Raw genomic sequence first — 18,232 nt, 5'->3', positions numbered from 1 at the left:
CAGGATCAGCAGTAAATCCAGGTGCATGGCGATCTCCAGGCAAAGGCCGGGCAAGGTCACCCCGGCCCGGCCTGCTCTGCGTGTTTACCAGTTCAGCACGGCACCCACGGCGAAGGTGTTGGTGTCCTCGTTGAGGCCGCTGCCGGTGGCGGCATCGATCTCGAACTGGTTGTATTCGGCCACCAGCTTGAGGTTGTCGTTGATGGTGCGGAAGTAGGCGATGCCGCGGGTCTCGTAGTCGGCTGCAGTACCCAGACCGTTGCCGTCGTCCTCGGTCTTGCCGTAGGACAGCGCCACGCGGTTCTTGCCGAAGGTGTAGGAGGTCTGCAGCAGGTAGCCGTCGCTGTCCACTTCGCGCAGCGTGGCCTCACCGGCGTTGTTGGTATAGAAGGGGTTCATGCCCTCGGCCTGGAAGCCCGAGCCGGTTACCGAGAAGCCGCCCATCTTGGCCTGCACGCCATAGCCAAGCCCTTGCGAGGTGACAGAATCGACGTCGGAGTCGGTGTTGTCCGAGGTCTGGTGGGCACCGTTGATCCAGGAATAGATCTTCGCGCCGGCCACTTCGAACTCGTAGGTGATCTCGGTTTCGAAACGCGGGCTCTCCTGGTAGGCCTTGCCGTTACCGTCGATCTGGTTGGAGTCGTAGGGGTCCATGATCCCGGCGGCCACCCGCAAACCGCTCATTTTCGGGCTGCGGTAGGTGATCTGCGCGGTGGGGAACGGGTACGGGTAGCCGCTGCCGATATTGCCGAAGGACACGCCGCCGAAGTCGACCAGACCCAGGGTATCGCTGACCTGGCCATAACCGGACAGCAGTTCGTCGAGGAAGATGTTGGAGCGGGCGAACAGGCCGAAGTCCTTACCCACCAGCACTTCGCCCCACTCGCTGCCGACGGTGCCGTAGAACTGACGCACGTCGATGGCGGTGCTGGTGCCGTTCTGCTCGCTGTCGTTGATGGTGACCCAGAACGAGGAGCGGCCGCCGAGTTTGAGGTCGTCGATCTGCTTGCCGAAGTTGAAGCCGATCCAGTTGGGCAGAAAACCCATTTTCACCCGCGACTGACGACGGTCGTTCAGATCGCCTTCGCGATCGATATCGCTGTTCACATAGAAGGCGTTGATATAGCCGTCGGTGGAAAACGTGGTGTCGTCCTGGTCATACAGAACGATTTCCGCGGCGGCCTGCTGGGCCGTGGCCAGGGCCACGGCGGCCGTCAGGGCCAAAGGCAGGAATCGGGTGCTGGCGATCTTCTTGTTGTTCATAACGCTCTCCGCTTGAGGAACGACTAATCAGTCAGTCGGGTCGGAGGCGATTATCGAAAAGCCCTGGCAATGGCCATATGCTGCTATGGCACTGCTTGGCTGCTGCCTTGGCCTGGCGCGCCGGCGCAGGCGCAAAGGTGTACGACTGCCGCGACCATAGGCTCTGAGCAGAAAGAAGCGAGCCCAAGGTCGTAATACCCGGGGCAGTCAGGGACAAGGGCAATACACCGACAGGCGCACGCCTCTCAAGGCCGCGCGCAGGCAAGACGCGGGCAAGGCTGGCCGCAGGTTTAGGTTTGGGGAAGGCTATGTAGCAACTACCTGTCGCGTGGGCCGCTTGGAGAGGAGTGGTCCTGCTTGCAGAAGCCGCAACAGGTGACAGCAAACATCTGCAGACGGCCCCCCTACGAAGTCCGCCCCCGGCACACTTGGCTGTCGACGCCTGACGCAACACAGTACAGAGGCATAGGTTTGGGGGCAGGACTCAGTCCAAGGCGACCCAGCCACTGGCAGGCGGCGCGCTATTGGCCAGCACGTACCAGCCGCCGCGGCCCTGACTCAGCAGCGCCTGGCTGTGCAGCAATGCCGGGCGGTCGCAGCCTTCCAGGGCCGGTACCACGGCCGCAACATGGCTGGCTGGCAGCCCGGCCAGATGCAGCAGCCAGTGCTGCTCGGCGAAATCGGCCGGGTTGTCGGCGGCACTGTGCAGCTGGGCCTGTACCTGCGCGGCGGCCAGGGTGATTGCGCCCTCGTCCTGGGACGCCAGGCGCTCACCCTGGGCCTGCACGAAGTCTTCGATATGGCCGAGGATCTGCTCGGTCGAGGCATGGGGCGACTGCACGGCAAAGAGGATGCCCGCCTGCCCCTGGACCTGACGAAAGCCGCAAAACACCGCGTAGCCCAGTTGCAGTTCGCCACGCAGGCGCTGAAAGAACGCCCCCTGATAGAAATGCGCCAGCAGCCGCCAGCCGGCCTCGCTGGCGGCATCCGCGGCCGGTTGCGGGCAGAACAGCAGCAGCGTCGCCTCGCTGCTGTCGCAACTCTCGTGCAGCCAGTAACGCCCGGCCTCGACGGCGCGCCCTGATGCCGCCGGAACCAGGGGTACAAAGCTAGCGAACAGCGCCTCGAGCGCGCGCTGCCCGGACGGCGGCAATCCCACCCCCAGCCCCTCCAGGCGTACCTCACGGTAGCGCCCCTGCAACTGCTCCAGGCTGGACGAGGCGGCCACCCCGTCAGGGGCCTGCAGCAACCTGGGCAAACGCTGCAACAACTGACGAATCGGCATCTGCCCCTGCTGCGTATTGCCCTGGGCCTGGCGCATCCCCAGCTGCCAGGCCGCCTCTGCCGGCTGCAGCAGACGCGGCAGGGCCTGCTGCGCCACCCTGACCAGCATCTCGGCCGAGCCTTGCAAGACCAGCTGCAGAGCGGCGCACTCGACTGACAGGTGCAGGCTGACGCCGGCCTGGGCGGCACTGGCCTGGGTTTCCCGCAGCGCCTCCTGGGCTACGGCCAGGGCAATCTGCAGGGGCAGCGACTCGGCAAAACAGCAACGCCAGTACAACGCGCCCTGCCCGTCCGCCTGGCTATCCGGCGCGGCCAGCCAGCGCAGCTGGGCGCTGCAACTCAGCAGCGGTGCCGGCTGCGGCGCGGCCGCGAAAAAGGGATTGGCCGCCGGCAGTTGCCAGCGCCAGTCGACCGCCACGCCTCGGCAGCTTGGCAAGGCGGCCATGCGCAAGGCAAAACCCGCGGTAGGCCAGAGCGGCTGTTCTGCCTCGCTTGCCAGCAGCTCGATCAGCCGCTGGGGCTGGCGCATCTGCCCGAGCACGGCCTGCAGGCTGTGCTCGCCCTGGGCGGTCAGCGCGGTGTGGGGATTGCCGCCAATGGCCAGGCCCTCCTGCCAGCAGCGCGCCAGTGCCAGGGATTGCAGGCTGCGCCGCTGACTCTGGCGGATCGCCCGATAACTGTCTTGCAGCGTCGTCCAGTCGGCCTCGGCAAAGAACTCCAGCCAACCCTGCAGCGCCGCGGCAATGCCCGCGCGCGCCTGCTCCGCGCCATCTACCCCGGCAAAGCTCAGCAGCAGCAAGGCCTGTTCGTCATGCTGATACAGCCGGCGCACCTCCAGCTCCCAGCACAGCTGCGCGGTCCGCAGGTTGGCCAGCAGGCCGCCCGGCGACTCGCCGAGCAGCCAGGTCTGGAGAAAATCCAGCGCCTCGCTCAGCCCGCCCGGTTGCGCCGGGCGCGGCAGTTCCAGGGCGAAACACAGGTGCAGGCTGGGGGCATCCGCGGGTAGGCACAGGTGCAAGTGCTGCGCCCTCAGCGGTAAAAGTGGCGCAGCCGCTGACTGCAGCGGAACGTCGCCTTCGCTCAGGGCCGCACCATAGGCCTCGGCCAGGGCATACAACTGCTCCGGCGGCTGTGGTCCCAGCAGCACCAGGGTCAGATTTTCAGCCTGGTAGAAGCGCTGATGAAAGGCCCGCAGCGCCCGCTGGAAGTCCGCCTGCTCGACCGCCAGGGTCTGCCGGTTGCCCGCCTGAAAGGCGGCAAAGCGATGCCCTGCCGGCAGGGCCTGGCCCAGCGCCGCCCCGATCAGGGTGCCGGCATCCTGACCGCGGGCGATAAATTCGGCGTGCACCACCTCGCGCTCGCGCACCTGCGCCTCGAGCTCGAACAAGGGCTTGGCGAGCATATCCAGCAGTCGCGCCAGGGCCTCTTCGAGCCGCTGCGCCGGCACCTCGCAGAAATAATCGGTGTGATGCGCCTGGGTCGAAGCATTGAGCTGGCCGCCGCAGGCCTGCACGAACGGCATCAGCCGCTGCTCGCGGGCGAAACCGGCACCGCCTAAAAACAGCAGGTGTTCGAGAAAATGCGCCAGCCCCGGATACTCCAGCGGCTCGTCATGGCTGCCGGCGGCAACCCGCAGGCTGATCGCCGCCTTGGTCAGACCCGGCTGACTCAGCAGGATCAGACGCAAACCATTGCCCAGCCGCCGGCAGTCGGGCTGCGGCCCGGGGTGTTCAGAAGGTGCGGCGCGAGCAGACATGGTTGGCATTGGCCCTGGCGGAGTTCGGCAAGCAAGCATCGACGCCCCAGCCTATGCCGCGCAATAGTGCTTTGGAAGTACGCCGTGGGCCTAATCGGCACCCCGCCTGATTTGCCTGGCCATTTCGCGGATAACGATTTCCACCAGGGCCCGCAGTAAGCGCATCTCACCGTTCAGCGTTGCGCGGATCTCGGGGCGCGCCTGGATAAGCGCCTGGTTCTGCTGCGCCACCTCCTCCTGCAGCGCTTTGGCCTGGGCGTAAGCATTATCCGCCAGCTGATCGATGTGCTTGTTCGCCGTCGCGGGTTTGATGCCCATGTCGACGCCGACCTCAACCAGTAGCGCCCGGCTGACTGCGGACAAGTTCGCCACCCCGTTGAGGGGCCAGGCCAGTGCGGCTTGGCCCGGCCATTTGTCCTGATCGAATGCTCGGGTGCCGTAGACGGCCGTGCACAGCAGGTCGTAGAACGGCGACAGGGCCACTCCCTTTCTGCCCACCAGGAAACTCAGGTTCTTCAGGTGGGCATCTTCGTTGCCGACCAGGACGTTGAACACCAGCCACTTGAACAACGCCTCACGGGCCTTTACCGGCGGCACACACAGCTTGGTGATCGCGTTCAGCCTGGGTACGCTGCCGGCGCTGTACTTGAATTCCCGCGACAGCCCGCTCAACTGACAGGCATCGATGCAGTGCAGGCGTCGCCAGTCCGGCTGGTCGGGCAGGCGATCGAAGCGCTCGATCAGATAGACCGGCTGAGGCACATAGAGCCTAGTCACCTGCGGCACATTCAGGCCCAGGCGTTTGGCCAGGGTCATGACGAACCACTCGTTGATCACCGAATGAGCCCAGGCCACATCGGGGTGGTCGGGCTTGAGGATATGGGTGGACGGCGTGCTGCCGGTGGGCTCCAGAATCTGTCCATCGCGAAGGATCACCGCCACCTTGTGCTGAGCGCCAGCCAGGGACATTTTCTTGGCCGAACGCTCGGCCAGCGGTACCCGCGGCATGTCCTGTATGCGTGTCGACAGCTCCTCGTGCGACAGCGCCCTGACGCCACCCGCCTCTGGTGTTTTCCCGGGAGGCAGCAGGGTCAGGGAGCCTGCCGACTCGGCCCCGAAGTACTCCAGCAGGCCGAATGCATCCTCGAAGACGCGACCGACCGTTTGCGCAATCAGCAGCCGCTGTCCTTCCTCTGGCAGCAGGTTGTCGAAGTACCACTGCACCGGCCGCACACTGGCACCGTCGACATGCTCCTCGCTCTGCAGCGGCAGGCCTGGGCACAGGGGATGGGCATCCTCCCTGCTCAACCACTCCTGGCTATAGGCAAATGCCCAGAGGCCGTTGAACTCGCGCAACGCCCCCACCATGACGCTATTGATCCATACATTCAGCGCCCGCTGCATCAGGGCACCTGGTTTTTCGAGGTGTCAGGTTGTGCATCCACAGCGCGCTGGCGCTTGCGCTGGATGCTCTGGTAATGCCCCAGGGTTTCAGGGGCAAAGGCTTCCGGAACCTCGACCGTTACGCTCAGCCCCAGCTCTTTGATCACCTGAAAGAGTTTTCCCCACTGCACCGTTTCGCCGCCGCGCTCGACCTTGCCGAGGAAGTTTTCACTCACACCGATAGTCCCGGCCGCATCGTCCTGACGCATATCCAGGGCTTTGCGGCTGGCGCGGATCAGCATGCCGAGCTGCTCAGGGGTATCGATTGCAAACTTCATTGCATAAATCCTCACGATCGAAAGGATAATCGCCATACATACACGGCGAAGCAGGAAATCCTCACATCTGTGCGGATTTTATCCATCAAAAGGGATTTATCAAGAAAATCCTCATGACCAGGAGGATTTTATGGCCCATCGCCCTAGACAGATGACCGACGGCCGACACCCTCGGCTGCCATGCCGCACTGCGGTCGAGAAGCCGGCAAGCTGAGAGTGACCAGCTGAAATCAAAAGGAAATATGCCGGCTCTACAGTGCACACACAAATTCAGGAGGACACACTTGTGAGCCGCACGATACGACACATCTGCAAAACGCTCGACCAGGTGGCCAGCAACAATGAAGCTGCCGCAGTTGCCGTGATGCGCGCGGCGGAAAGAATTGGCGACGAGGTGCTCAGGCAGCAACTGTTCAACGTGATCCATCGGATAAACCTGGATGCCGCTCAGCTGCGCTCTGCCCGCGAAGACATGGCCGGCCAGGAATTAAAGCGCGCCTGAAATGGCATGTGCTCCGTCGGGCAGCCCTGGCGCATAACGGTCTTGCCCTACGCACGACCAGTCAGCAGCGTCCGATACAGGCACCGGCTACCTCAGGCTGTTCAACTCGCCCCTGTAACTGACAACACTCTTTCCCTCTAAGCCGGTGCCTACCTGGAAAACGGCAGTTACTGTCGGCAGGAGTGGAAATCAGGAAGATCAGGGCGATTCAGCTGGCGCGACTGCCCGTGCCGGCCCCGCCGCCTGGAGGGCGGCGGCCCTGATCGCAGCGGCCACCTCCTCGCCCACTGCCTGGCTGGCCATGGCCCGTGCCAGGGTCAGGCCCCCGGTCAGCACGCCGAGCAGGGCCCACGCCCGCCCGCTGGCCTGTTCGGCATCCGCGGCGTCCAGTCCGCGAGCGACAAGCTGGACGATCAGCGTCATCTGCTTCTCGAACAGCGTATGTACAGCCTCGTCGGCGCGCACCACCTCAGGGGTCAGGGTGGTCATGGCGCAGCCACATGCCAGGTCTTCGCGGTGCGCGGCACCGAGGTAGTACTCGACGAAAGCCTGCACCCAGCTCGCCCCGTGCTCGGCCTGAAACCTGGGCACACCTTCGATGACTTCATCCAGCCCCAGGCTCAGGGCCACGGCGAACGCCCCGCTCTTCGAGCCGAAATTGGCATAGAAGGCCCCCGAGGTCACCCCGGCATCCTGCGCCAGTTTGTCGACCCCCACACCGGCATAGCCGTACCGGCGAAACCCGCGGCTGGCGGCCTCGCTCACCCTGCGTCGCGTCTCGTCTTTGTCCACGCCCTTGTGTCGCATGCCAGCCCCCTTTAATCACGATCGTTATTTAAGCATTGACAGACCTTCACCGCCACCCGACTATAAATAACGATCGTTATTTAGCGATCGTTACCCGGCGTCATGGAGAGACACAATGCGCAAAAAAACCGCTACCCGCTTCGCACAGGCCGCACGCACATTCAGGGTTGTTGCCCTGGCCAGCGCCGTTCTGGCGACCTTCACAGTCACCGCCGAAGAACCGTCCACCCCCCGCAAGGAGTCCAGCATGCCCCACAAAGCCTATGTCTATACCGAACTGCAGATCAGCGTCCCCTTCGCGAACGTGCCCTGGGCGCGGATCAATACCGCCATCAAGGCGCAGCCCGGCTTTATCGACAAGACCTGGCTGTCTGGAGCGGGAAACCAGTCCGCAGGCGGCTTCTATACCTTCGACTCCATCGAAAACGCGGAAAAATTCGTGACCGACTATTTCCCCGCCGAGGCGCGCAGCTTTGGGGTGGCGCAGACCACGCGGGTGTTCGATGCGGAGGCCACGCAAGTCGCCAGCCGCGCGATGAACTCCGTGCACTACGACGGCAAGCTCGATGTCAAACCCGGTGCCTTCGTCTACACCGAGGTGCAATTGCAGGCGCTGCCGTTCGATCAGGCGGCCCCCTGGCGCGAACTCAATCCGGTGCTCAAGCAACAGCCCGGGCTCTTGTCGAAAACCTGGCTGTCCGGCCTGCACACCGGCACGCCGGGCGGGCTCTACGCCTTCGATACCCTGGAGCACGCCCAGGCCTTCGCCGTGGAGTATTTCCCGACCGAAGCGAAAAAACTGAATGCGGCGTTCTACACCCGGGTGTTCGATGCCCGCGACACCGAGGCCGCCAGCATCGAGATGAATTCGCCCTACTACCGTTGAGGTTGAGCCACGTAGAGAACCTGGCTTCGGCCGGGTTTTCTACGTGGCCAGCATGATGGCCGGGGCAATTGTTCAGCTGCCAATGACCCCGCCATCGTTTTTAGTGATCAGCACCGTGGTCGAGCGCGGTCGGGTCTGACCGTCGCCGGCCGGGTAGCTGATGCCGGGATGCTGCACATTCGCCCACATCGCCTTGCCATCCGGGCTCCAGGCCAGGCCGGTGATTTCGCAGCCACGCGGGCCGACCAGAAAGCGCCTTACCTCGCGGGTGCTCGGGTCGGCGCACAGCAGCTGATTGCAGCCCATGGTCTGCATCGCCGCTTCATCGTCGCCGTAGTCGGTCTGAATCCACAAACGACCATGGCTGTCGAAGGCCAGGCCATCGGGCGAGGAAAAGAGATCGCCATTGATGGTGCCGGTGAGATTGGCGGGCACCGCGTTGCCGTTGGCGTCACGGGCCCCTTTCTGCTCGCCGGCCAGGAGAAACAGCTCCCAGCTGAAGGTTTCGGCGCTGGGATCGGCACCCTGCTCCTTGAAACGCAGGATTTGTCCATGCAGGTTCTGCGGGCGCGGGTTGGCTTTATCGGTGGGCTGTTTGTCGCCGCGACCATCGTTATTGGTCAGGGCCACATAGACCTCACGGCTGGCGGGGTGCACGGCCGCCCACTCGGGCCTGTCCATCGGCGTTGCGCCCACCAGGTCCGCCGCGGCGCGGGCGTTAAGCAGCACCTCAGCCTGGCTGGCAAAGCCACTGGCGGCGGTCAGACCGTTTTGCCCATGGACCAGGGCCAGCCATTGACCGGAGCCGTCGGCATCGAAACGCGCCACATACAGGGTGCCTTGATCGAGCAGGTCGCGGCTGGCCTTGGGGTTGGCCGCGTCGAAGCGCCCGCTGGGGACGAACTTGTAGACGTACTCACCCCTGGCATCGTCGCCGGAATAGAAGGCCATGCGCCCGTCATCGCCCAGGCTCAGGGCCGCACATTCGCGGCCAAAACGACCAAAGGCGGTGCGTTTTACCGGCTGCGCCTGCGGGTCAAAGGGGTCGATTTCCACCACCCAGCCAAAGCGATGCGGCTCGTTGACGTAACCGCCGTGAGCTTGCTGTGGATCTGGGGTGGCGTCGAAGCGCGGGTCGGCGGTCTCCCAGGCGTAGTTCTTACTGGTGCCCTCTTTGGCTAGGCCATAGCGCTTGTGCGACACGCGGCTGGCGTAGTCGGCCTGATCGTGGTTGATAAAGTAGTTGTGCCAGTTTTCCTCGCAGGTGAGGAAGGTGCCCCAGGGGGTGATGCCGGTGGCGCAGTTGTTGATCGTGCCGAGAACTTCAAGGCCACTGGGGTCGGCAACCGTTTGCAGCAGTTCATGCCCGGCCAGCGGGCCCGCTATGCGCATGGCGGTCAGGGCACTGATGCGGCGGTTGTAGGGCGAGTCCATGACCCGCTGCCATTGGCCGTCCGCAGCTTTTTTCACTTCGATGACCGAGACGCCATGAGCCGCCTGTTCCTTGCGCACTTCGCTCAGCGGTCGTGGTTTGCTCTGATCGATTCGGTTGCCGGAGTGCAGCGGCGGGTTGACGTACTCATGGTTCATCACCAGCAGACCACGGTCTGTCTCGCCGTCGAAGGCGAAGAAGTCCATGCCGTCATGGTTGTCGCCGGCCTGCTTGAGCTGCGCCAGCCAATCGTCGCTGGCATCCGGACTCCACTGCGGCGCGCCGGCCTCGACCGGGTCGCCCCAGGAGAAGAACGGCGTGGCGCGGTAGCCTTCGGCGACCAGCACGCGGTCGAACTGCGGGTCGATCTGCACCGGCACGCCCTTGAAGCCCAGCAGCGGGCTGGCCCCAGCACTGCGACAGGCACTGATGCCGCCGGCGAAGAAGCCAAGGGCGGCAAGGGTGAGGCCGCCCTTGAGCACATTGCGCCGCGCCGGGCTGAGCAAATCGCTCAGCGCCGGGTTGGTACTGGGATTGATCGCCACATCGTCGTGGGCTTCAAGGCTGGCGTGAAACTGCTGGTGATCCTGGTTCATCACGGCTCTCGCAAAAAGTGGGCGCGCAGCGACCCGCACCGCTCGACAAAGAGCGGCCTGGGCGACGGGCTGGGGTTATTCGATACGGTAGGTAAAGGTGTTCTTCACATTGGCCACGGCGACGGCGCGGCCATCGATCACCCGCGGCTGGTAGCGAAAGCTCTGCGCAGCGGCCAATGAGGGACGGATGAACAGGGGGTGGCAGGCACCGACCACCTCTGGCTGTTCAACCCGGCCCTGGGCGTTGACCCTGTAGCTGACGGTGCACTCGCCTTCGATACCCTTGTCCAGGGCGCGCTGCGGGTAAGCCGGTGCCTGTTTGGCAATCGGCAGGTACTGACGGCTGGCCGCCGCAGCGGCTTCTGCCTGACGTGCCTGCTCGGCAGCGGCGGCGGCCTGCTGACGCTGCTGCGCTGCCAGCTGTTCGGCGAGTTGGCGTTGATGCGCCTGCTCGCGTTGTTGCTGTTCGAGGCGGGCCTGCTGCTCACGTTTTCGTTCTAGCCGTTGGCGTTCCCGCTCCAGCTTCTCCTGCTGCACACGCTTGTGCGCCAGAGCCGCCTGTTCCAGCTTGTGCTGGGCGATGCGCGGGTCGATCTGCGGCTCCACGGGCACTCGGACCTCCGGCACCGGAGCCTCGACCGGAACGGGTGGCGGGGCCACCATCACCGGCGCGGGGGGCGGCAAGCTGAGCAACTGCATGCTGATGGTGCTGATGCTCGGCGCAGCGGGCTTCTCCACCGGCCAGTTGGCCAGTAGCAGGGCCAGCACCAGCCCATGCAGGGCCAGGGTCAGCAACGCAGCCTGGGCATTGCGCAGACGTGACATCGGCACTGCGGGCCAGGCAATCGAGGTGGGACTGTCCATCAGCGCGCTACTCACTGCGGGGCCTCGGTAATCAGGCCGAGGTTGCTCACCCCGCCCTGCTGCAAGGCGGCGATACCGGCGACCACCGTGGCGTAGTCGGCAGCCTGGTCGGCGCGGATATACACCTGGGTATCGCCACGCTCGGCGATGATCTGCGTGACCTGAGCAGTCATTTCCTCCAGACCCACGGTGCTATCGGTCTGCTGTTCGGTGTTCAGTTCGCTGCCCAGGTTCCAGTAATAGCCACCGTCCGCCTGTACCGAGAGGGTAAGGATTTGCTGCTGGGTATCGGTGGGCAGCGCTTCGCTGGCGACCTTGGGCAGCTCGACCTTCACCCCCTGGGTGAGCATCGGCGCGGTCACCATAAAGATCACCAGCAGCACCAGCATCACGTCGATATAAGGCACCACATTCATCTCGGCCTTGGGCGCGTGTTTGTTTATCGGCTTGCGCATGGCGGACTCCTCAGGCGGCGGCGCTGACATGGCTGCTGGCGGCGTGCAGCTTGCGGTGCAGACGTGCCTGCAGTTCGTTGCCAAAGCCGTAGTAGCGCGTGCTCAGGGTCGCCACGCGGGCACTGAAGCGGTTGTAAGCGATCACCGCGGGAATCGCCGCGAACAGGCCGATGGCCGTGGCGATCAGTGCCTCGGCGATACCCGGAGCGACCGTGGAGAGGGTCGCCTGCTGCACCTGGGACAAGCCGATAAAGGAATTCATGATGCCCCAGACGGTGCCGAACAGGCCGATATAGGGACTGACCGAACCGACCGTGGCGAGAAATGGCAGGCCCTTCTCCAGACGCTCTTCCTGCTCGCTGATAGCCACCAGCAGGGAGCGCTCGACGCCGTCGATGACCAGCTCGCCGGCAATCCCAGGCTCGCGCTTGAGTTGCACAAATTCGTGGTAGCCCGCCTGAAAGATCTGCTGCAAACCGCCATCCTCATCGACCCCGTCGCCGCCTTCACGGTACAGCTGGGCAAGGTCGTGAGCGCTGCGAAAACGCAGCTGGAAGTCTTTCAGCAGACGCTCGTTGCGGCGCAATACCGCGCTGCGCTGGATGATCAGGTACCAGCTGAGCAACGACGCCAGTAGCAGGATCAGCATGACCGCCTGGACCAACAGGCTGGCATCGCTGATCAGGCTCCAGATGGTCATCTGTTCGAGGGTGTTGTGCATGGGTGTCTCCTTGCTTCGCGCGCCGAGGAAAACCCTCGGCCGCTATTCGATTACGTTTGTGTTGCCGATTGATGACGGCAGCGCTTATTCGGGGCGTGGTTATTCCAGGCCCAGGGCTTCGGCCACTGCGCTCCAGGGCAGGTATTTGTAGTTCTGGCGGTCTTCGGGCATGCGCTTGCGACCGTCCTGCACCACCAGCATGCCGGCGTTCCAGATGCCGCCGAGGTTGGCCGAGGTAACATCCAGGCCATCGGTTTCCGAGGTGCCGTCGATACCCAGCTGCGCGTTCAGGCCGATACGGAACGCGCCGCGCATGGCATAGGGCGCAGTGGCATCGAGCACCACATAGCTGTCGTTGCCCTGGCTGGAGATCACCAGGTAGTTGCGGGTCGCGCCCTGGTAAATGGCCAGCCCTTCGATGTCGTCGTGGACCACATCACCCGCCGCAATCACCTGCTCCAGCCGGGTTGGCGCATCGGCGCGGGCATCCAGCGCCCAGATCGCGACATCCTCTTCACCCACGAACAGGCGCTGGTTGCGGTCATCGGCGACGCAGCCTTCCGGCTGACTGCCGACCTTGAATTGGCGCACCAGCTCACCCTTGATACGCCCAGCGTCCGCACTCAGGCGGTATTGCAGGAAGGTGCCGTCCTTGTCGTTGGCGATGGCGTGGATCGCCCCGGCGGCATCCTTGAGCATGCACAGGCCGTAGATGTCCTTGAGCGGCGTTGGCAGCTGACCCAGGTTGCGCAACTCGCCGCTGCTGCGGTCGATGGCGAACAGCTGCAGGCTGTTGTGATCGCGATTGCTGGCCACGGCCAGGTCGACCAGCTGGCCATTGAGGTCGAAGCCGGCGCGTACATCGACGTTGTTCATTCGCCCGATGCGTAGGTCCTGCAGCTGCTTGCCGGCCAGGTCATAGGCCAGCAGGCCGCCCTGCTTGTCGGTGCCCAGCACGCGGCTTTCTTGTGGGTCGCTAGGGTGCACCCAGATCGCTGGGTCATCGGCAGCATCACCCAGACTCGGAACCGGGTCGGTCTGCACCTGTACCGGCAGAATCGGCAGGACCGGTTGCTGTTCGGGGGCTTGCGCCTGCCAAATCAGCTGCCCACGCTGCAGGCCGTCGTCGTCGCGCACCAGCAGTTCCAGGCCGCCGGCAACCGCACGCACGCTGAGGCCTTGCGGCTCGTTCAGCTTGCCCAGGGGCAGTACGGGCTGAGCCTGCCATCCGGCCTGACCGTGCTCATAGCGGTGCAGGCTGTTGCTTTCCGGGTCCAGCGCCAGCACCCCGCCCGGCACCACCGCCATACCGGCAAGCGCCTTGCCGATATCGCCAAACGGCTGTACCAGGCCCACCGGCTCGCGGACCAGATCGGCCTCGGCGTGGGCGGCGTAGGCCCACAGGCCGACGCCCTCTTCATTGACATACAGGCGCTCGGCCACATCGTCGACCTGGCAGTGCTCGCTGGCCGGCGGCAGGCTTATGCCGCGCACTCGCTTGGCCACCGCCAGCGGCACTTCGTGCTGGGCCACCAGCCACTGCTCGCCGATGCCCTCCTCGCCAACCAGAAAGACGAAGGCGTTATCCGCCCCATCGCGGTACAGGCATAGACCATCGATCTTGTAGGCCGGGCGCGGCAGATAGAGCGGCTCGCCCCAGCGCTGGTTCGCCAGGTTGACCAGCATGGCTTGCTGGCGGTCGACGTCCAGAGCCGCCACCAGCAGGCCGCGCGGGCCGACGCGGTGATCGATGCTGGCGAAGGTGCCGGGCAGCCGAGTCAGGGCCGCGCCCTGGCCATCGAGCAGGAACAGGCCCTTTTTCTCGCTGCTCTGCAGGCGCTCGGCCCCTGGCCAGAAGCTGTCGCTGGCAAGCCATTGAGCCGCCTCGACCGCGTCCATACCCAGGCTGGCAAGCCCCTGCAGGCTCAGGCTTGCAGCGGGTTTATCGGCCACAGTGCTCTGGCAGGCGCTCAGGGCAATCAGGCTGGCGAGCAAGAGGTTTTTCTTGAGAAACGAAAGGTGCATACAGGCGAATCCTTACTGAAAACTTAACCGTCAACCGGGCACGCCGGCGGCGTGCTCAGGCAGCACACAAATCAGAAATGGGTGAAGGTCAGGCCGAGTTTGTAAGTCGGGCCGTATTCTTCGTACTGGGCGTTGAAGTCGCGGCGGCCGCTGTAGACGTAGAAGGACTCATCCGTCAGGTTCTGCGCCTGGAAGGTCAGTTGCAGCGCCGGGGTGAGGAAGTAGCCGGCGCTGAAGTCGACGAACAGTTGCTCATCGGCATAGAGGTCATGGGCCTTGTCGTCGATGGCGGCGACCTCTGCCAGGTACGCGGACTTGTAGTTGGCCGACAGGCGCAGGCTGAGCGTGTCGTCTTCCCAGCCGAGCATCAGGTTGCCGACCGTATCCGACTGGTTCGGCAGGTCGATGTCACGGCTCAGGCCCTGACCTTGGATGCTTGCATCGGAGCGGCTGAAGGTGGCGTTGGCCCCCACCAGCAGACCGTTCCAGGGCGCGGCCAGCCAGTCGAGCTTCTGCGAGTAGGCCAGCTCCAGGCCATACAGTTTGGCGCTGTCGCCATTGGCGAAGGTGCTGGCCTCGGCGAAGTCGGCCCAGATCCCGGAGCCGCCCAGGTCGGTGTTGTAGACGAAGCTGTCGATGTCCTTGTAGAACACGAAGGCCGACACCACGCCGGCACGGCCCATGTAGTGTTCGATGCCGAAGTCGAGGTTCATCGACTCCAGCGGGTCCAGATCCGGGTTACCGAAGCTGGCCTCGTCGCCATCGATAACGAAGCCGGGGGCCAGTTGGCCAAAGGTCGGCCGCACCACGGTATTGGTCCAGGCGGCGCGCAACTGGGTGCTGGCGTTGAGCTGATAGCGCGCATGCAAGCCTGGTAACCAGTGCTCGTAGCGCGTGTCGCTGCGCGTGTTCTCGAAGACCCCGTCGCGGATACCGCTGCCCTTGGCCTCGAATTTGGTGCCCTCGTAGCGCACCCCGGCGATAAAGCGCCAGTCGTCGAGGTCGAGGCTGTTCATCAGGTAGGCGGCGTTGATGTCTTCGCTCATCTGGAAGTCATTCACCCGCGACTCTTCGGCGTTGTAGAAGTCGTCTTTGTTCAGGCCACCAAGCAGGCGCTTGATGGCCTTGGCGCTGATGCCGGGGCCGAAGCGGCCCAGGCCGTAATCCACGTTGCCCTTGGTGAACTGGCCGAGGTTGAGGTCGGCATCGGTCAGGCCGACATCGCCGAAGTCCTCATATTTCCAGGCTTCCAGGTCGTTGTCTTTTTCCCGCCGACTGAGCTTGCCGCCGAACTTGACCTGCGCCGCATAGCCGCTGAGGTCATAGTCGCGCGCCAGGTCGAGCTTGATGTTCTGCTCGGTGTCGGTGGTCTTCTGCTTTTCCCACTCGACCTCGCTAAGGGTGAAGTTACTCGGGTCGTAGAACCCCGGATCGATGCTCAGGCGCGGCTTCTGGCTGTCGCCAAAGCCGGCATCGGCGAAGTCGTCATTGCCTTCGAAGGCAGCCCCGGCAATGCCTCCTGGGCTGTCTTCGCTGGAGCGGCTGTAGCCGGCCTGGGCTCCGATGGTCCACAGCCCCTGCATGCGCTCACCACCCAACACATAGGACTGCACTTCCTGGGTTTCCTCGCGGCTCTTCAGCTCACGGTAGCCTTCGGCATCGCCGCGCTCGCCCGGCGATTGCGCATCGGCAAATTCGATGCCTGTGGCGTTGCGGGTTTCCGTGTCCTTGTAGCGGCTATACAAGGTGCGCAGGTAATAGCTGGAGAGGTCATCGGGCTTGTAGTCGAAGTTCAGGCCAAAGCCGGTACGCTCACGGGTGATCGCGTAGTTACGCTGCTCCAGCTCTTCGAGCCGTGCGCCGTTGTCGAAATCCCAGGCACCGCCGGTCTCGACGTTGTCCGAGCCGAAATCGCGCTCCTGCCAACTCATTGCCGCAGCCACGCCGAAATTGTCGACGCCATCGCCGAGGCTGAAACGCTCGCTGATCGCGCCGGAAAATTTCGGGCTGGTTTGATCGGTATTGTCGTCGTAGCTGCCTTCGGCGCTGCCGGTGTAGAACAGGCCATCGTGGTCGAAGGCCGACAGGCTCTCCACTTCCACCGTGCCACCGAGGGAGTTGGCATCCATGTCCGGGGTCAGCGACTTGACCACCGTCAGCGACTGCACCAGCTCGGAGGGCAACACATCCAGGGCCACCGCGCGGCGGTCGCTTTCCGGCGACGGCACCAGGGTGCCGTTGATGGTCACGCTGTTCAGATCCGGGCCGATACCGCGCACGCTGACGAAGCGCCCCTCGCCCTGGTCGCGCTCCACCGACAGACCGGGAATACGCTGCAATGCTTCGGCGGCATTGTCGTCCGGCAGCTGGCCGATGCCATCGGCGTGCACCACGCTTTCTACATTGTCGGAGCTGCGCTGTTCTCTCAGCGCCTTGTCGATGCTGACGGCCTGGCCGACCACTTCGACGTATTCGGTGGCCGGCTCAGCCGCCATCAACTGGCTGCTGGCGGCAACCGCCATGGCCAGCACGCTGATATGCAAACCCGAATTGCGAGCAGAACTACTGCGCACCTTCATCACCTACCCTCCCCCAAGATTGATCGCTGCCAGGCTGCAATGGCCGGGCTATTGGGGAGCGAAAGCTAGGCAGGACTGATGACGCTTCTGTGACAGCGCACGCGGCCATCCTATTAAACAAGCGGGTTTACCCAGGCTTTGCCGCGCAATTGAGCTGAAATGACCGTAACTGCGCAGTCGAGCGGGCAGACTCGTGGGGCGCGCCCAGCAACCCGACGCGCCGCTCGCCGCAGCCTTTCATTAATAGCGCGGCAGAAATGCTCCAATGCGCACCGGCTGAAACCGCTTGTTCGCCATAAAACGTAATAAACCGGCGAAAAGCCCTGAGCCGAATTGACCTCCCCACACTGTCACCAAATCGTCACGGACATCTGCTCTGCTGGCGCGATGTGCCAATCAAGGAGCCTTTCCAGCCATGCCACCACTGCTTAAATTTCATGCCTGGAAACTCTGCGGCCTGCTGCTGGCGGCCAACTTCGGCTTGCTCGCCTACCTCGGCGTCGGCACGCTCAAGCCGCTGAGCGAGTGGAACTGGACCGATATCGGCGGTGAGGGCGGCTCGGCACTGCTGGTACTGGTGTGGATCGGCCTGCTGCTGAAAAGTCGCCCGGCCGGACGGGTCACCACCCTGCTGTTCTACGGCCTGGCCTGCCTGTTCTTCTCACTGTGGATGGATACCCTCGACGAGTTCGTGCAATTGTCGGAGAGCATCGTCTGGGACAAATGGCTGGAGTCCGGGCCGATGCCCGCGGGTTTTATTTTGATGACCCTGGGTATCTACCATTGGCACCGCGAGCAGCTGGCGATCAGCGCACAGATGGAAAAGCGCGAGCGGTTGTTTCGCGAGCACCGCCTGTTCGACAAAGTCACCCCGCTCGGCGGGGCCGACTACCTGCGTTTGCAAGTGCAACAGGCCTTGCAGGAGGCGCACAGCGAGCAGCAGCCGCTGTCGCTGGTGATTCTCGACCTCGACGATTTCAGCGCGATCAATCGCCACTACGGCCACGCCGAAGGTGATCGGGTTCTGCAGGTACTGACCCAGGCACTGCTGCTCAACCTGCGCCGCCAGGACCTGCTCTGCCGCTTGGCCGGCGACCGCTTCGTCGCGCTGCTGCCGCACACAGGCGAACGCCAAGCCTGGCAGCTGGCCCACGAGCTGCAGACTGCCGTGCACCACCTGGCCTACAAGAGCAGCCAGCAGGGTGAACGCCTGCAGCTAGGGGCCAGCGTGGCAGCGGTGATGGCCATGCAGGAGAATTCGGAAAGCCTGTTGCAACGCCTCAATCAAGCTCTCGCGCGGGCCAAGCAGCCGCCGCAGATCAAGCGCGCCTGAGGCATATG

At 64.1% G+C, this 18,232-nt stretch carries 14 protein-coding genes; 3 read left to right on the top strand and 11 right to left on the bottom strand.

Translation table 11 applies throughout. The annotated features are described in order from the left end of the window. Positions 1 to 84: 84 nt before the first annotated feature. From AACY13_RS07345 to AACY13_RS07330, 4 genes are all read right to left on the bottom strand, one after another. Positions 85 to 1,263 carry a porin gene (locus AACY13_RS07345; RefSeq protein WP_339460424.1) on the bottom strand — a complete coding sequence of 393 codons (1,179 nt, stop codon included), beginning with the start codon at positions 1,261 to 1,263 and terminating at the stop codon, positions 85 to 87. A gap of 484 nt (positions 1,264 to 1,747) precedes the next feature. Continuing rightward, a complete protein-coding gene (pqqF, locus tag AACY13_RS07340) occupies positions 1,748 to 4,303 on the bottom strand; it encodes a pyrroloquinoline quinone biosynthesis protein PqqF (RefSeq protein WP_339460423.1) in 2,556 nt (851 codons plus the stop codon). Between the two features lie 90 nt (positions 4,304 to 4,393). Then, positions 4,394 to 5,707, bottom strand: a complete 1,314-nt coding sequence (locus tag AACY13_RS07335; RefSeq protein WP_339460421.1) for a HipA domain-containing protein — start codon at positions 5,705 to 5,707, stop codon at positions 4,394 to 4,396. After that, on the bottom strand, positions 5,707 to 6,024 hold the full coding sequence (locus tag AACY13_RS07330) for a transcriptional regulator (protein ID WP_339460419.1): 318 nt from the start codon (positions 6,022 to 6,024) through the stop codon (positions 5,707 to 5,709). Before AACY13_RS07330 ends, AACY13_RS07335 begins: the two co-directional genes overlap by 1 nt. A 286-nt stretch (positions 6,025 to 6,310) precedes the next feature. Between AACY13_RS07330 and AACY13_RS07325 the strand changes: the two genes are divergently transcribed. Beyond that, positions 6,311 to 6,526 (top strand): hypothetical protein, encoded by a 216-nt coding sequence (locus tag AACY13_RS07325; RefSeq protein ID WP_339460417.1) that lies wholly within the window; start codon positions 6,311 to 6,313, stop codon positions 6,524 to 6,526. A 198-nt stretch (positions 6,527 to 6,724) separates the two neighbouring features. On the opposite strand, the gene AACY13_RS07320 is transcribed toward AACY13_RS07325, so the two are convergent. Continuing rightward, complete coding sequence (locus tag AACY13_RS07320) at positions 6,725 to 7,333, bottom strand: TetR/AcrR family transcriptional regulator (protein ID WP_339460415.1); 609 nt, start codon at positions 7,331 to 7,333, stop codon at positions 6,725 to 6,727. Positions 7,334 to 7,448: 115 nt separating this feature from the next. On the opposite strand from AACY13_RS07320, the gene AACY13_RS07315 reads away from it, so the two are divergent. Then, on the top strand, positions 7,449 to 8,219 hold the full coding sequence (locus tag AACY13_RS07315) for a YdhR family protein (protein ID WP_339460414.1): 771 nt from the start codon (positions 7,449 to 7,451) through the stop codon (positions 8,217 to 8,219). 72 nt (positions 8,220 to 8,291) lie between these two features. Here AACY13_RS07315 and AACY13_RS07310 read toward each other — a convergent pair whose 3' ends face one another. The 6 genes from AACY13_RS07310 to AACY13_RS07285 all read right to left on the bottom strand — a co-directional run bounded on the left by AACY13_RS07310 (position 8,292) and on the right by AACY13_RS07285 (position 16,891). After that, positions 8,292 to 10,247 carry a PhoX family protein gene (locus AACY13_RS07310; protein ID WP_339460413.1) on the bottom strand — a complete coding sequence of 652 codons (1,956 nt, stop codon included), beginning with the start codon at positions 10,245 to 10,247 and terminating at the stop codon, positions 8,292 to 8,294. 75 nt (positions 10,248 to 10,322) lie between these two features. Further along, the gene (locus AACY13_RS07305) at positions 10,323 to 11,111 is read right to left on the bottom strand and encodes an energy transducer TonB (RefSeq protein ID WP_339460411.1); all 789 of its coding nucleotides are present in this window, start codon (positions 11,109 to 11,111) and stop codon (positions 10,323 to 10,325) included. A gap of 11 nt (positions 11,112 to 11,122) precedes the next feature. Then, a complete protein-coding gene (gene tolR / locus AACY13_RS07300) occupies positions 11,123 to 11,566 on the bottom strand; it encodes a protein TolR (protein WP_339460410.1) in 444 nt (147 codons plus the stop codon). A 10-nt stretch (positions 11,567 to 11,576) separates the two neighbouring features. Further along, positions 11,577 to 12,287, bottom strand: a complete 711-nt coding sequence (gene tolQ / locus AACY13_RS07295; protein WP_339460409.1) for a protein TolQ — start codon at positions 12,285 to 12,287, stop codon at positions 11,577 to 11,579. Positions 12,288 to 12,386: 99 nt separating this feature from the next. Continuing rightward, on the bottom strand, positions 12,387 to 14,312 hold the full coding sequence (locus AACY13_RS07290) for a phytase (RefSeq protein WP_339460408.1): 1,926 nt from the start codon (positions 14,310 to 14,312) through the stop codon (positions 12,387 to 12,389). Positions 14,313 to 14,383: 71 nt separating this feature from the next. After that, positions 14,384 to 16,891, bottom strand: coding sequence for a TonB-dependent receptor (locus AACY13_RS07285; RefSeq protein WP_339460406.1), 2,508 nt, complete (start codon positions 16,889 to 16,891; stop codon positions 14,384 to 14,386). A gap of 415 nt (positions 16,892 to 17,306) precedes the next feature. Here AACY13_RS07285 and AACY13_RS07280 point away from each other — a divergent pair, with 415 nt between their 5' ends. Next, a complete protein-coding gene (locus AACY13_RS07280; RefSeq protein WP_339460404.1) occupies positions 17,307 to 18,224 on the top strand; it encodes a GGDEF domain-containing protein in 918 nt (305 codons plus the stop codon). Positions 18,225 to 18,232: the final 8 nt, after the last annotated feature.

Source organism: Pseudomonas sp. EA_105y_Pfl2_R69, assembly GCF_963970915.1.
In the GTDB taxonomy this organism is placed as follows: Bacteria; Pseudomonadota; Gammaproteobacteria; order Pseudomonadales; family Pseudomonadaceae; genus Aquipseudomonas.
This window is presented reverse-complemented; position numbering and strand designations above follow the sequence as displayed.